General features: G+C 62.6%; 12 protein-coding genes. 1 reads left to right on the top strand and 11 read right to left on the bottom strand.

The window, feature by feature from the left end:
* Positions 1–5: 5 nt before the first annotated feature.
* The 6 genes from AC1DTQ_RS10805 to AC1DTQ_RS10830 all read right to left on the bottom strand — a co-directional run bounded on the left by AC1DTQ_RS10805 (position 6) and on the right by AC1DTQ_RS10830 (position 7,223).
* A complete protein-coding gene (locus AC1DTQ_RS10805; protein ID WP_477849604.1) occupies positions 6–782 on the bottom strand; it encodes a CvpA family protein in 777 nt (258 codons plus the stop codon).
* Positions 783–848: 66 nt separating this feature from the next.
* Positions 849–1,862 carry an SPOR domain-containing protein gene (locus tag AC1DTQ_RS10810; RefSeq protein WP_477849605.1) on the bottom strand — a complete coding sequence of 338 codons (1,014 nt, stop codon included), beginning with the start codon at positions 1,860–1,862 and terminating at the stop codon, positions 849–851.
* Positions 1,863–1,930: 68 nt separating this feature from the next.
* Positions 1,931–3,331 (bottom strand): bifunctional folylpolyglutamate synthase/dihydrofolate synthase, encoded by a 1,401-nt coding sequence (locus AC1DTQ_RS10815; protein ID WP_477849606.1) that lies wholly within the window; start codon positions 3,329–3,331, stop codon positions 1,931–1,933.
* A gap of 30 nt (positions 3,332–3,361) precedes the next feature.
* Positions 3,362–4,189 carry an energy transducer TonB gene (locus tag AC1DTQ_RS10820; protein ID WP_477849607.1) on the bottom strand — a complete coding sequence of 276 codons (828 nt, stop codon included), beginning with the start codon at positions 4,187–4,189 and terminating at the stop codon, positions 3,362–3,364.
* A 33-nt stretch (positions 4,190–4,222) separates the two neighbouring features.
* Complete coding sequence (locus AC1DTQ_RS10825) at positions 4,223–4,867, bottom strand: histidine phosphatase family protein (protein WP_477849608.1); 645 nt, start codon at positions 4,865–4,867, stop codon at positions 4,223–4,225.
* 190 nt (positions 4,868–5,057) lie between these two features.
* Positions 5,058–7,223 carry a S46 family peptidase gene (locus AC1DTQ_RS10830; RefSeq protein WP_477849609.1) on the bottom strand — a complete coding sequence of 722 codons (2,166 nt, stop codon included), beginning with the start codon at positions 7,221–7,223 and terminating at the stop codon, positions 5,058–5,060.
* 147 nt (positions 7,224–7,370) lie between these two features.
* Between AC1DTQ_RS10830 and tdh the strand changes: the two genes are divergently transcribed.
* Complete coding sequence (gene tdh / locus AC1DTQ_RS10835; protein WP_477849610.1) at positions 7,371–8,405, top strand: L-threonine 3-dehydrogenase; 1,035 nt, start codon at positions 7,371–7,373, stop codon at positions 8,403–8,405.
* Positions 8,406–8,542: 137 nt separating this feature from the next.
* On the opposite strand, the gene AC1DTQ_RS10840 is transcribed toward tdh, so the two are convergent.
* The 5 genes from AC1DTQ_RS10840 to AC1DTQ_RS10860 all read right to left on the bottom strand — a co-directional run bounded on the left by AC1DTQ_RS10840 (position 8,543) and on the right by AC1DTQ_RS10860 (position 13,444).
* A complete protein-coding gene (locus AC1DTQ_RS10840; RefSeq protein ID WP_477849611.1) occupies positions 8,543–9,328 on the bottom strand; it encodes a TorF family putative porin in 786 nt (261 codons plus the stop codon).
* Between the two features lie 189 nt (positions 9,329–9,517).
* Positions 9,518–10,561, bottom strand: coding sequence for a sulfate/molybdate ABC transporter ATP-binding protein (locus AC1DTQ_RS10845; RefSeq protein ID WP_477849612.1), 1,044 nt, complete (start codon positions 10,559–10,561; stop codon positions 9,518–9,520).
* 11 nt (positions 10,562–10,572) lie between these two features.
* On the bottom strand, positions 10,573–11,568 hold the full coding sequence (gene cysW / locus AC1DTQ_RS10850; protein ID WP_477849613.1) for a sulfate ABC transporter permease subunit CysW: 996 nt from the start codon (positions 11,566–11,568) through the stop codon (positions 10,573–10,575).
* Position 11,569: 1 nt separating this feature from the next.
* The gene (gene cysT / locus AC1DTQ_RS10855) at positions 11,570–12,418 is read right to left on the bottom strand and encodes a sulfate ABC transporter permease subunit CysT (RefSeq protein ID WP_477849614.1); all 849 of its coding nucleotides are present in this window, start codon (positions 12,416–12,418) and stop codon (positions 11,570–11,572) included.
* Between the two features lie 3 nt (positions 12,419–12,421).
* Positions 12,422–13,444, bottom strand: a complete 1,023-nt coding sequence (locus tag AC1DTQ_RS10860) for a sulfate ABC transporter substrate-binding protein (RefSeq protein WP_477849615.1) — start codon at positions 13,442–13,444, stop codon at positions 12,422–12,424.
* Between the last annotated feature and the right edge of the window lie 14 nt (positions 13,445–13,458).

Here is a 13,458-nt window from a genome sequence, read left to right on the forward strand (position 1 = left end):
CTCGTTTATTGCGAACTGGGCCGTTTCTGGCCGTTAGGGCGCTGCTTTGCTGATTCGACGTTGGCCGGTTCGGCCGTTGCCGGGCCTTGCCCGGTCGATTCGACGCCGTTCGACTCAATGTTCGCGGGCTCCTGCCCGCCGGCCTCGATATTCGCCGGTTCTATGACTGCCGGGGTGCGGCCCTCCGCCTCCCCTGATACGCCGCCTTTGGCCGTATCGATTGCCTGCTGGACGACGCCTTCCAGCGAGGGCACTGACAACGCTTCTGTGCCGCCATTATCGCCCGTGAGGAGCCGATTGCGAAAATCCATTTCCGGAACGGACCAATCCGGCAGTTTGGAACGCATCCAGCCCGCACCGGGCAGCAAGATCGGCAGAACGCTGGACTGTTGCCAGGACGGCTCGCGGGGCAACGGCGTGAAACCCATCAGCAGGACCAGGACGCAGGCCAGGAAAGCCCCGCGCAGCAGGCCCAGGCCTGCGCCCAGCATGCGGTCCATCCCCGACAGACCGACCGACTGGACCATGGATTTGGCGAGAGCGCCGACTAGCGCCACCGCCACCATCACCACCACGAAACTCAGCGCATAGCCGCCGAACGATTCGACCATGGTGGGTTTGCCGTCATCGGACAACCAGAAGGCGACCTGCCCGCCGAATTGGAAAGTGATCCAGCCGGCCAGCAACCATGCGGCGGTCGATACCAATGTGCCCACCAGCCCGCGCATCAGGCCGAGCAGCACGGAGCCGCCGATGATGACCAATAAAACGATGTCGATCATCGAGACGAATATTCCCGGACTGCCACGCGCCGACCTTTCGCCAGGCCCCGATCGGGTGTCAGGCGATTACGGATGCGGACGGACCATGCCGCTGATGCCCACCTTGGCGGCAACTTGCGCCTTCAGCTTGTCGGCGTCGGCGCGGCTGGCGACCGGCCCGACGCGGACCCGGCTCAGTGTGCCCTTGTCGGTCTTCACCTGTTCGACGAAGGCACTGAAACCGCCGGCGCGCAATTTATCGCGCAGGGCGTTGGCGTCGGCGGCCTGGGAGAAGGCGCCCAGCTGCACGGCGAAACCCACGTTGGAAGCGGCCGGCTTGGGAGCTTCGACCGGCTTGGCGATCGGCTCCGCCGGCTTGGGCGTGATCGTTGTCGGCTTAGGCGCTGCCGCCACTGGTTTGGGTGTCGCCGCAGACGGCGCCTGCGTCGGTTTCGCGGGTTCGGGCGGCAAAGCCTGGGTGGCGACCGCTGGCGGCGCGGCCGCTGCCAAGGGCACCGAGGTCGACGTGGACGCCGCCGCGGGCGCATCCAGGGTCACCACCTGCGCCTTCACGTCGCTGCGCACTTGTGCGGCCTGCAGACGCACGGCTTCGGCATCGGCCCGCTCGGCATAAGGTCCGATCCGCACGCGGTAAGCGGTCTTGCCATTGATGTTGGTGGGTTCGCGGAAGGCGGGGAGCGAGGATTGCTTGAGCCGCGCAATGACCGCGTCGGCATCCGCCGGGGTGGCGTAAGCACCGAAATTGACCGCGTAGTTGCCGCCTGCGGTACTGGCCGGCAGCATCGTGCCCGCCGCCGCGACCGGCGCAGTGCCGAGCGGAACCGCTTCGCTAGCGCTCGCAGGCGCGGGGGCTGGCGCATCTTCCATGCCCACTACGCCACCCGCGGGAGCGTTGCCAGGCGTCACCAAAGGAAGTTCACGGGTTTCGTACTGCCCGCCCGGTGTTGCCGGTACGTCCAGCGGCACGTCCGAGACGCCGCTGTCGGGCGCGGGGCCCTTGATCAGCATCGGCAGGAAGATCACCGCCAACGCCACCAGGACGACGGCGCCGATCAGGCGTTGTTTGAGGGCGGTATCCATGCGGGCTCGCAAAACGACGCGGCGGGAATGCCGTGCGAATTATACGGTGCCGCGAAACGGCTTCGCCGTCATTGACCTGAATGCAGGATCGTCAGCGCTTCGGCCACGGTATGGAAGGAGCCGAAAACGAGTATCCGGTCCTCAACGCTCGCGTCCGACTGCGCGGCACGCAGCGCCGCTTTCACACTTGTATGCCTGGTACCCGCCGCGGCGGCAGTTCCAGTCAACTTCGCGGCCACAGCATCCACCGATTGTCCGCGAGCCCCGACACTTTCCAGCCCCGCGAGAAACCAAGCCGACACTTCGCGCTCCAGAGCTGCGACCACGCCCGCCACGTCCTTATCTGCCAGCGCCGAAAACACCGCCAAGGTGCGCCCCTGTACGGGTTCGGCCCGCAACCATGCCGCCAGTTCGCGAGCCGCCTGCGGGTTGTGGCCCACGTCCACGATTACTGCAGTGCCTTGCAGGTCGAAGCGTTGCAATCTTCCCGGAATCATCGCCGAAGCTACGCCCTCGGCGAATGCAGCATCGGGCAACTCGATATCCAGGGCGCGCAGCGCCGCGATTGCGATGGCCGCATTGACGCGTTGCACAGGCGCGCTCAGGGAAGGATTCGGCAGTTCGATCTCGAAACCGGCATCGCGCCAGCGCCAATGGAATTCGTCCACCGGTTCATGGAAAAAATCGCTGCCCAGACGTACCGCATTGGCGCCGATGGCATAGGCGTGGCGTAGCACGCTGGAAGGCGAGTCGATCTCGCCCAGCACCAGCGGTTTCCATGGCCGCGCGATTCCGGCCTTCTCATAGCCGATGCTTTCGCGGTCGTTGCCCAGCCAGTCGACATGGTCGATATCGACCGTAGTGATGACGGCGACGTCCGGATCGATGATGTTGACCGCGTCGAGACGGCCGCCGAGTCCGACTTCCAGGACGGCCAAGTCGAGTTCGGACCGCTGGAACAACCAGAGTGCAGCGAGCGTTCCGAACTCGAAATAGGTGAGTGGTACGCCGGAGGCCTCCCCTTCAAGGAGAGGGTTGGGTGGGGATGGTGTTGGATCGCGATCTGGGGCATCCCCACTTCGCCATACCCTCACCCCAACCCCTCTCCCGTCGGGAGAGGGGCTCGATCGCGCCGCTTCCACCGCCTCGAATGCTGCGATCAGCTCTTCATCACTGGCCTCGCGTCCCTCGATGCGCACACGCTCGTTGTAGCGAAGCAGATGTGGCGAAGTGTAAGTGCCGACCTTCAATCCGGCCGCACGGGCGATAGCTTCGATGAAGGCTACGGTGGAGCCTTTGCCATTGGTGCCGCCGACAATGATGACGTGTTTCGCTGGCCGATCGATGTCAAGGCGACCCGCAACTGCACCCACACGATCCAATCCCAGCTCGACCGATCTAGAGTGGAGCTGCTCAATATAGGAAAGCCAATCGTTGAGCACCACGGAGGTTCCAGCATCGACACTCATGTCAGATCGGCATCAAACTCTGGCAGACGGTCATTCAGACCTCATCCAAAAAGGTTGCGGGGGTTTGGGAGGGGGCGGCAATGCCGTTTGCGTCGGAAATCCCTCAAGAAACTTCACAAGCTTTGCGCAAGATTCTTGGCCTGCTTCACACAACCAACTGGCAACCCAATAAGCCTTCTTCCCATCGGAAACCAACCTCCTCCTAACCAGTGCAGGAGAGAACAACCAGCCCTTCTCGAAATATTCCCAATAAGTCCGGCCGTAACTTGTATTCAGTGAATAAACCTCGATCCCTTCCTCGCCCTTCTCACGTGCGCCCTCGCGGCGGAGCAAAGCCATGTTTTCGGCAATGTTCGGCAGACTGACCGCCAAACCATCCGGGATATATCCTGGCAATGTGCCATCGGCATTCATCGAAATCTCAACCACCTGGCTATTCTTCCATTGAATCACCATTCGCCGCAGTTCAGGGGATATCGCGGATGCTGATTCGGCCGACGTGTGGTCGGACTGGAAATCGATAGGCAAACGCAGTCTTGACGGCTTTCCCCCGTATTGGGCTCCGGGAAATACCTTCCACCCTTTGACCGCCGCCATCGCAGCGTCATCCAGGTCACGGCTCTTTGAAGAACTTTCGACCTGCACATTTACCACACGCCCGCAATGGTCCGTATCAACCAAGAGGATCACCAAGCCACCAACATGTAAATCCTTGGCCGACTCAGGATATACGGGCGGCTGGTTCATCCCGGCCTGCTCTATCGAGCATGCCGTGGCACCTTCAGAGGCATGCAGGTTCGCAGAGGCGGAACAAATCAACGCAAACACTACCTGCATCAACAAAAGACCAAGCCTCATCGACATCTCCATATTGTTTTTTTAAACCGCTAGCTATAGCGCCCGATGCACCGCTTCGCCGAAGAACGGCGTGTGGTGCGCGCAATCGTTGAGGCGGACGATTTCCAGATGGTCCACGTCGGGGCCTTCCAGCAGGTTGAGCGTAGTGGGCGCCTGGCGGAAGCTCCAGAGCTTGGACAAGGGCAGACCTAGAATGCGGCACAGGATCACGCGATTGACCGCATCGTGGGCGACGACCAGTAGTGTGTCTCCATCGCCCAGACCGTCGGCTGCGCGCGCCAGCCCCTGCCAGGAACGGTCCAACACCTGACGCAAGGATTCGCCGCCGGGCATCAGCACGGTTTCGGGTTCCTCGCGCCAGGCACGTAGGCGGGCGGGATCCTTATCGTCGATTTCGCTGGCCAGCAGGCCTTCCCATTCGCCGTGTGCGATTTCCTGCAGATCGGGATCGAGGGTCAGCATCGGAACGCGCGCTTCGCCCAGCGCCAATTCGGCGGTGCGGCGTGCACGCGACAGCGGCGAGGCCACCGCACGGGTGAGGTTCACATCTGCGAGGCGGACGCCTAGCGCAGCGGCTTGCGACTCGCCGATGGGCGATAGGGGGATATCGATCTGGCCTTGATAACGGCCTTCAGCGTTCCACGGCGTTTCGCCGTGGCGGGCAAGCAGGATGCGCATGCGGGAGGGGGATCCGTGTGGGGGTGAAGCCGGGCGTTGCGGAGACCGAAACGACGACGGGAGCGAATGATACCGCGCCGCAGCAAGCCCAAAGCGCCATGACCTCAGAACGTGCCGCAGCACGCCGGCAAGCCAACCGAGGTCAGCTCCCGACCGTTGACTGCCATGGGCGAGACGATGCTCGCGTCATTCAGCGCGCGATGCCCATCTCCTTGAGCAACTGCGGCGCTGGGTAGACCTCCTGCATGATCCAGCGCACGTAGCGGCCATCGACCGAGATCATGCGCGTCATCTTCGGATCGAACACCCAGTTGGAACTCACCGACTCCCAGTTGCCGTCGAAAGCCAGACCCACCAACTTGCCTTGCGCATCCAGCACCGGAGAACCGGAGTTGCCGCCGGTGATGTCTAGATTGGACAGATAATCCACCGGCACGGTGCCCAGGCGTTTGTCTTCCAGGCCCCCGTAACGCTTGGCCTTGACTGCATCGAGCAAGGCCTGCGGCGCGTCGAATGGCTCCACGCCGGTGGCCTTGGCGGCGACGCCTTCGACGGTGGTGAATGGTGCGTATTCCACTCCATCCTTGGGCTGGTAGCCGGTGACATTGCCGAAAGTGATGCGCAGCGACAGGTTGGCGTCCGGATAGACGAACTCGCCTTTGCTCTTGCGATAGTCGGCCACCGCCTGCAGATAGATCGGCCGTGCCAGCAGAGCCTCGCCGGCGCGCGTCTTACGCTCCTCCTCCAGCGTGAGCAGCGCGGGCATCACCGCGACGGCGTATTGGATGGCCGGATCGGTGCTGGATTCGAAAGCTTTGCGATCGGCCTTGAACCACTTCAAACGTTCGTCGGTGCTGCCCAGCTTGGTCTTGGCGAAACGGTCCAGCGCGCGGGTGAGATTTTGTTCCTTGCTACCGGCCAGGAATTTATCGATCGGGGCCAGTCTCTGCTTGGCGGGCAACTGCGCATATTGCCGCAGCCAGTATTGCTGCAGCTGTCGCTCCATTGCGGGCACGTAGCGGCGTTCGAGCTGCTTCTGTGCGCCTTCGATGGAGGGATAGTCGCGCTGCTGGTAACCCGCTTCACGCTCGGCGTCCGGCTTTTCGCGTTCGATGGACAGGCGATACAACTGGATCGCGGTACCGAGTATGGCGGTGCCGTTGAGCTGGCCGACGACATAATCGCGTTCCCGCGTGGCCTTGGCCTTTTCGCCCAGTTCGATCAGCTCGTCATGCGCCGACAGCGCCGCGGTCCCCTGCCCGCCGCGGCTGCGCAGCCACGCCAATACCGCTTCCTCATCTGCATGTTTTTGCCAGGCGGCATCGATACGCTCGAAGCCGGCCAGCTGGCCCTCGTAGTTCTTGCTGGTGTTGCTCCAGCCGGCCCTGGTGCTGGCGTACTTCACCTGGATATCGGGATTTTTCTTGCCCGCCGCATCCACCATCGCGATCAGATTCTTGTAGTGCTTGCCGATGGTCGGATACGTCCAACTGGCGGTGCTGTCGAATTCGCTGGCCAGCGCGTAGCGGTTGGTCGATCCGGGATAGCCGGCCACCATCACGAAGTCGCCCGCACCCAGCGGTTTGTCGGCGAACTTGAGCCAGCGCTTGGGCTGGTAGGGCACATTGTCGGCCGAATACGCGGCCGGCTTGCCGTCCTTGCCCACGTAGGCGCGATAGAAGGCGAAATCGCCGGTATGACGCGGCCACATCCAGTTATCGATGTCGCCGCCGTACTTGCCCACACCGCTAGGCGGCGCATAGGCCAGGCGCACGTCCTTGATTTCCAGGTTGCGGAACAGCCGGTAGGTGTTGCCGCCGGAAAAACTGAAAAGACGGCAGCGGAAGCCGGCTTCGGCTTCGCATTCCGCTATGAGCTTTTTCTCGAATGCTTCCAGCGCGCGGGTTCGTGCCAGCGGATCTCCGCCGGCCGACGCGATGGCGGCCTTGGCGTCGGCGGTGACTTCTTTGATGGAGTCCAGGACGAAAATGCGCGCATTAGGACCCGCGCTGACTTCAGCGCCTGGGACGGTTGCATTGAAGCCGAGCTTGATCAGGTTCTTCTCGGCGGTCGAATTCAACTGGATGGCGCCATACGCGCAATGGTGGTTGGTGACCACCAGTCCCCGCGGGGAGACGAAGCTGGCGGTGCAGCCGCCCAACGCCACCACCGCGCCCATCGGGTCGCCGGTCAGATCGGCCAGCTGTTTGGGACTGAGCTTGAGGCCCGCCTTCTTCAACGGCCCGGAGATCTCGGGTAGCTGTTGCGGCACCCACATGCCTTCGGCGGCCTGGGCCACGCCCGTTTGAATTGCGGCGGTGGCGGCGAGCGAAACAGCTAGCAGGGTCAAACGCACAAGCAATTCCTTGCAGATCATGGGCTTTGGATTGTAGCCAGCCCGTCCGCCGCCAGCCTCATGACTTATGGCAGGGAGGGGTCAACGGACCGCCAGGGGCGGCGGCGTATAATTCGCGCCCTCTCTAAAGGCAGGGCCCGCACCGTCATGGCGCAAACGATGAAAGCACTGGTCAAGCGGGAAGCGGGCAAGGGGATCTGGATGGAGCAGGTGCCCGTGCCGCAGCCCGGCCCCAACGAAGTGTTGATCAAGTTGGAGAAGACCGCGATCTGCGGCACCGACCTGCACATCTACCTGTGGGACGACTGGAGCCAGCGCACTATCAAGCCGGGGCTGGTGATCGGCCACGAATTCGTGGGCCGCATCGTGGAGATGGGTCCGGGTGTTAGCGGCTATGCGCTGGGTCAGCGCGTTTCCGCCGAAGGCCACATCGTTTGCGGCCACTGCCGCAATTGCCGCGGCGGCCGTCCGCATCTGTGTCCGCACACTGTGGGCATCGGCGTGAACCGCGACGGCGCTTTCGCCGAATACATGGTGATGCCGGCCAGTAACCTGTGGCCGATTCCTGACCAGATCCCCAGCGAACTCGCAGCGTTCTTCGATCCGTACGGCAACGCCGCGCACTGCGCGCTGGAGTTCGACGTGGTCGGTGAGGACGTGCTGATCACCGGTGCCGGCCCGATCGGCGTGATCGCCGCCGGTATCTGCAAGCACATCGGCGCACGCAACGTAGTGGTCACCGACGTCAACGATTTTCGGCTGAAGCTTGCCGCCGACATGGGCGCCACCCGCGTGGTCAACGTGGCCCAGCAGTCACTGAAGGACGTGATGGCCGACCTGCATATGGAAGGCTTCGACGTGGGTCTGGAAATGAGCGGCAATCCCACCGCGTTCAACGACATGCTCGATTGCATGTACCACGGCGGCAAGATCGCGCTGCTCGGCATCCTGCCGAAGGGCGCGGGCGTGGACTGGGACCGCATCATCTTCAAGGGCCTCACCGTGCAAGGCATCTACGGCCGCAAGATGTACGAGACCTGGTACAAGATGACGCAGCTGGTGCTGGGCGGTTTCCCGTTGGGCAAGGTGCTCACCCATCAGATGCCAATCGACGATTTCCAGAAGGGCTTCGACCTGATGGAAGCGGGCAAGGCCGGCAAGGTGGTTTTGAGCTGGAATTGACCAAGCGCCATCGTGCTGAGCTCGCTCACCCACTGTTGCCTTGTTGAAGCAAAAATAGCCGAGGAAACCGGCTTTACGAATCATCAAAGAAAAAGGGCGCCTTGCGGCGCCCTTTTCGTTCAAACGGCTTGAATGGTTTACGGCAACGCAACCGCTACGGTCAGCACAAGGCCCGGCTTGTAGTTGTCGGTGCCGTTGTCGCGCAGTTCGTCGGCATCCGAACTGAAGGTGTCGTAGTAGCCCAAGGTTGCAGTGGCGGGACCGAAACCCTTCGACACGGAAACCGAACCGTCGAAGTAGTCCGTAACGCCATAATCGACCTTTTCGCCTTCGATGGTTTCGTCGCCGTAATCGACCGAGGTGTAACCCACCCCTGCCGCTACGGTGAACCCGGTTTCGCCGATGCCGTACGAGGCCGTCAGATTGGCATAGCTTTCCTTCGCCTTCGGGGTCAGATCGCCGTAGTCGGGGGCATAAGCCACCAGGCCAGTGACAGTGATCGGACCACTCCAGGTGATCTTGCCGATGATTTCGTCATAGTCGCCGCTAAAGCCACCATCACCCGAATAGGTGTAGCGGGTGGCGCCGAGGTCAAGATTCCAGCTGTCGCTGAGATCTTTGTTCCAGCCGACGTAATAGTCCGTCTCAAAGCCGCCGGTACCGCCGAAATCAACGTTGGAACCCCACACGCCGGCATAGATGCCGAACGGCGCGCTGTAGGTAACGCCCGCCTGGAAGGCCGGGCCGTTGTCGGTCTGCGACACACCACGGAACACGTAATCGGTGGTGGCGGCCAGCGAGATGGCCCACGGCGAGGAGGCTTCCTCTTCGGCTGCGGGCGCTTCGGCTTCCTGAGCAAACGACACAAACGGCGTCGCCAACAATGCGGCCGCGAGAGCAATACTTAGCTTGACTGACTTCATCCGGGTTCTCCTGGTTGGGGGGTTGCAGTCCGAGCCCAGTGTCACGAGCCCGCAATGGCAAATTCACGGTTTTTTAACCGGTTTGATATTGCGACGCAACATTAGCCCCGTCAAGTGTTCGATTAGCCCCGTCAAGTGTTCGGCGCATAAAGTCTGGATAAAAATTACTGACTGGCCGCCTTACCTGAATCAACCGGGGAAAACCCCATATTGGACCGGCGCCAGCCTGACTTCGGCACCGGCGATGTGAACCGGCGCCGCAGGTCCCGCAGGCAGTTCCACTTCCACTTCCGCATCGCCGTTATGCAGCCGCGCCCACAATCTTTGGCGAGGTCCGCTGCGCTGGCTGCCCAGCACTGTGGCCGTCCAACCCTCCCCCGCCTGCGTGAGTTGCAGGTGCTCGGGCCTTACGTACAGTTCAACGCTTCCGCTGCCCGAATCGCCAGCCGGCCCCGCCAGATCAAGTCCAGCCACCTGCAAGCGTCCATCGCGCCACTCGCCCGGCAGGCGATTGACCGCGCCAACGAAGGAATACACGAAGGGGCTGGCCGGTTGGTCGTAAGTTTCCGCCGGCGTGCCGAGTTGCTCGATGCGGCCCTGGTTGAGGATCGCCACGCGGTCGGCCAGTTCCAGCGCCTCTTCCTGATCGTGGGTGACGAAGACCGTGGTCAGCCCGGTGCGGTCGTGCAGCTCGCGCAACCAGCGGCGCAGGTCGCGGCGCACCTGCGCATCGAGCGCGCCAAAAGGTTCGTCGAGCAGCAGCACCCGCGGCTCGATGGCCAGCGCACGCGCCAAGGCCACGCGTTGGCGCTGGCCGCCGGAGAGTTGCGAGGGATAACGCGATTCCAGCCCTTCCAGCTGCACCAGCGAAAGCAGTTCGCTCACCCGTTCGCGGATGCGTGCCTCCGGCCAGCGCGCTTCGCCGCGGCGCACGCGCAAGCCGAAGGCGATGTTCTCGCGGATGTTCATATGCCGGAACAGGGCGTAATGCTGGAACACGAAACCCACCCTGCGCGCCTGCACGCTCAGCTGCGAGGCGTCTTCGCCGGTCAGCAGCACGCGCCCCGCATCGGCAGGCTCCAGGCCCGCAATCGTCCGCAACAGCGTGGTCTTGCCAGAACCGGAAGGGCCCAGCAGCGCAAGCAGTTCGCCCTCGCGCACGTTGAGGCTGATGTCTTCCAATGCGACGAAATCGCCGTAGCGCTTGCTCAGGTTTTCTATGCGTATGGTCATGGGATGCAGTCTCAGTGACGATGGTTGGCGGCCAGCGATTCGCCGTGCCGCCATTCCAAGTAAGCCTTCAGGATCAGGGTGACCAGCGCGCTGAGCGCAAGCAGCGAGGCCACCGCGAACGCGGCGCCGTAGCTGCTCTGACCGATGTCGTTGTAGAGGATTTCCACGTGCAACGGCAGCGTGTTGGTGCGCCCGCGGATGTGGCCAGAGACCACCGACACCGCGCCGAATTCGCCCATCGCGCGTGCGCTGCACAGCAACACGCCGTACAACAGCGCCCAGCGGATGTTGGGCAGAGTCACTCGCCAGAAGGTCTGCCAACCGCTGGCCCCCAGACTGAGCGCGGCGAGCTCTTCATCGGTGCCTTGCTGCTCCATTAGCGGCATCAACTCGCGCGCGATGAAGGGGAAAGTCACGAAAGTCGTGGCGAGCACGATGCCTGGCGTGGAAAAGATTATCTTCGGCAATTGCAGGGTGAATTCCCCCAGCCACGGCAACGCGAAATGCCAACCTTCGTTGATCAGCGGCCAGGCCCAGCCCTGCGCGCCGAAGATCAGCACGAACACCAGGCCCGCCACCACCGGCGACACCGCGAACGGCAGGTCTATCAGGCTCACCAGCAAACGCTTGCCGCGGAACTCGTGCTTGCTGACCACCCATGCCGCAGCGATACCGAATACCAGATTCAGGGGCACCACGATGGCAGTGACGAGCAGGGTCAGCCTGATTGCGGCCAATGCATCGGCTTCGGTGATCGCCGAGACGAACGCCTGCACACCGCCGCTCAGCGCTTCCACGAACACCAACACCAACGGCAACAGCAGGAAGCCGAGCAAGAAAAGCAAGGCGACCGCGATCAACAGCACCTGGATCCCGCGCGGTTCGGTGGTCGAGGCGATGGCGCGCCGCTTGTGGGTACTGTCGCGGGCGCTCTCGCTGGCACTTTGGGTGTACAGCTGCGGATTCTCCGAAGGGAACGCAATGACGGCGGAAATGGCCTCGCTCATCTTAACGCCCCCGCCGCGTCAGCTTCGACTGCAGCGTGTTGATCGCAAACAAGGTCAGGAACGACAGCAGCAGCATCGCCAGCGCGATGGCGGTGGCGCTGGCGTAGTCGTACTCATCCAAGCGGAAAGTGATCAGCAGCGGCGCGATTTCCGTGAATCCAGGCAAGTTGCCGGCGATGAAGATCACCGAACCGTACTCGCCCACGCCGCGCGCGAACGCCAAACCGAAACCCGCCAGGATCGCCGGCCACAACGCCGGTAGCACCACCCGGGTCACCGTTTGCCAGCGGTCTGCGCCGAGCGTGGCCGAGGCTTCCTCCAGCTCGCGCTCCACTTCAGCCAGCACCGGCTGTACCACACGCACCACGAAAGGCAGACCGACGAATATCAACGCCACGGTGATTCCCAGCGGCGTGTAAGCCACCTTGACGCCTATGGCTTCAAACCAACGCCCGATCCAACCCGACGGGCCGTACAGCGAGGTCAGGGCGATGCCCGCCACTGCGGTCGGCAGCGCGAATGGCAGATCGATCATCGCGTCGAAGATCCGCTTGCCTGGGAATCGGTAGCGCACGAACACCCATGCCACCAGCGTGCCCATCAGCGCGTTGAACGCGGCCGCAGCCAGCGCGGTGCCGAAACTGAGCTTCAGCGCCGACAGCACCCGCGGCTCGGTCCATATATTCCACAAACCCTGCCAGCCCAGGCCGCCCGCCTTAACGAAAAGACCGGCCAGCGGAATCAGCACGATCAGGCCCAGCCAGGCCAGCGTATAGCCCAGGCTCAAGCCAAACCCCGGCAAGACGCGCCTGCGCCGGAGGCGCCCGATCGATGCTGACTCCGCTGCCATCAACTATTTTTCCGCTTGTATCTGATCGAATACTCCGCCGTCGGCGAAATGCGTAGCCTGGGCCTTGGCCCACGAGCCGAATACTTGGTCTATCGTCACCAGCTCCACCTTGGGAAAACGCGCGATGTCGGCGGGGTCCGCATATTGCGGAAAACGTGGACGATAGTAGTGCTTGGCCGCGATCTTCTGTCCCTCTGGCGAATACAGATATTGCAGATACGCCTGCGCCACTTCACGGGTGCCGTGCTTGTCTACGTTCTTGTCCACTAGCGCCACCGGCGGCTCGGCCAGGATCGAGAGTTTCGGCACTACGATCTCGAACTTGTCGGGGCCCAGCTCCTCGACGGACAAGAACGCCTCATTCTCCCAGGCCAACAGCACATCGCCTATTCCGTTCTGCACGAACGTGGTGGTGGAACCACGCGCGCCGGTATCCAGCACCGGCACGTTGCGGAACAGCGCGCGCACCATGTTGCGGGTTTTCGTCTCATCGCCCTTGAAGATTTTCAGACCATAAGCCCATGCAGCGAGATAGTTCCAGCGCGCGCCGCCGGAAGTCTTGGGGTTAGGCGTGATCACCGATACGCCGGGACGCAGCAGATCAGGCCAGTCCTTGACCTTCTTCGGGTTGCCCTTGCGCACCAGGAATACGATGGTGGACGTGTATGGCGCGCTGTTTTCGGGCAGGCGCTTCTGCCAGTTGGCCGGAAAAAGTTTCGCACGCTGGGCGATGGAATCGATGTCGTAGGCCAGCGCTAGCGTCACCACATCCGCTTCCAGGCCGTCGATCACCGCGCGCGCCTGCTTGCCGGAACCGCCATGCGAAGTTTCGATCTGCACCTTCTGCCCTTTCTTCTGCAGCCAGTCCTTGGCGAAGGCGGCATTGAAATCGCGATAGAGCTCGCGGGTGGGATCGTAGGAAACATTGAGCAGTTCCACGTCTTTCGCAATCGCGCCGGCCGCCACGGTCAGGCCGAAGGCGAGCAACAGGGTCCGGAGAGGCAGTGGAATGAAGGAGATTTTCATGGGGGGCTCCGTTT

Source organism: Pseudoxanthomonas sp. P4_B2 (assembly GCF_056402315.1).

What these genes read in the sequence shown, in the direction of transcription:
- AC1DTQ_RS10815 (WP_477849606.1), bottom strand. Translation starts at nt 3,331, where the DNA reads ATGAGTGTCGATGCTGGAACCTCCGTGGTGCTCAACGATTGGCTTTCC.
- AC1DTQ_RS10820 (WP_477849607.1), bottom strand. Translation starts at nt 4,189, where the DNA reads ATGAGGCTTGGTCTTTTGTTGATGCAGGTAGTGTTTGCGTTGATTTGT.
- AC1DTQ_RS10845 (WP_477849612.1), bottom strand. Translation starts at nt 10,561, where the DNA reads ATGACCATACGCATAGAAAACCTGAGCAAGCGCTACGGCGATTTCGTC.
- tdh (WP_477849610.1), top strand. Translation starts at nt 7,371, where the DNA reads ATGGCGCAAACGATGAAAGCACTGGTCAAGCGGGAAGCGGGCAAGGGG.
- AC1DTQ_RS10810 (WP_477849605.1), bottom strand. Translation starts at nt 1,862, where the DNA reads ATGGATACCGCCCTCAAACAACGCCTGATCGGCGCCGTCGTCCTGGTG.
- AC1DTQ_RS10860 (WP_477849615.1), bottom strand. Translation starts at nt 13,444, where the DNA reads ATGAAAATCTCCTTCATTCCACTGCCTCTCCGGACCCTGTTGCTCGCC.
- cysW (WP_477849613.1), bottom strand. Translation starts at nt 11,568, where the DNA reads ATGAGCGAGGCCATTTCCGCCGTCATTGCGTTCCCTTCGGAGAATCCG.
- cysT (WP_477849614.1), bottom strand. Translation starts at nt 12,418, where the DNA reads ATGGCAGCGGAGTCAGCATCGATCGGGCGCCTCCGGCGCAGGCGCGTC.
- AC1DTQ_RS10805 (WP_477849604.1), bottom strand. Translation starts at nt 782, where the DNA reads ATGATCGACATCGTTTTATTGGTCATCATCGGCGGCTCCGTGCTGCTC.
- AC1DTQ_RS10840 (WP_477849611.1), bottom strand. Translation starts at nt 9,328, where the DNA reads ATGAAGTCAGTCAAGCTAAGTATTGCTCTCGCGGCCGCATTGTTGGCG.
- AC1DTQ_RS10825 (WP_477849608.1), bottom strand. Translation starts at nt 4,867, where the DNA reads ATGCGCATCCTGCTTGCCCGCCACGGCGAAACGCCGTGGAACGCTGAA.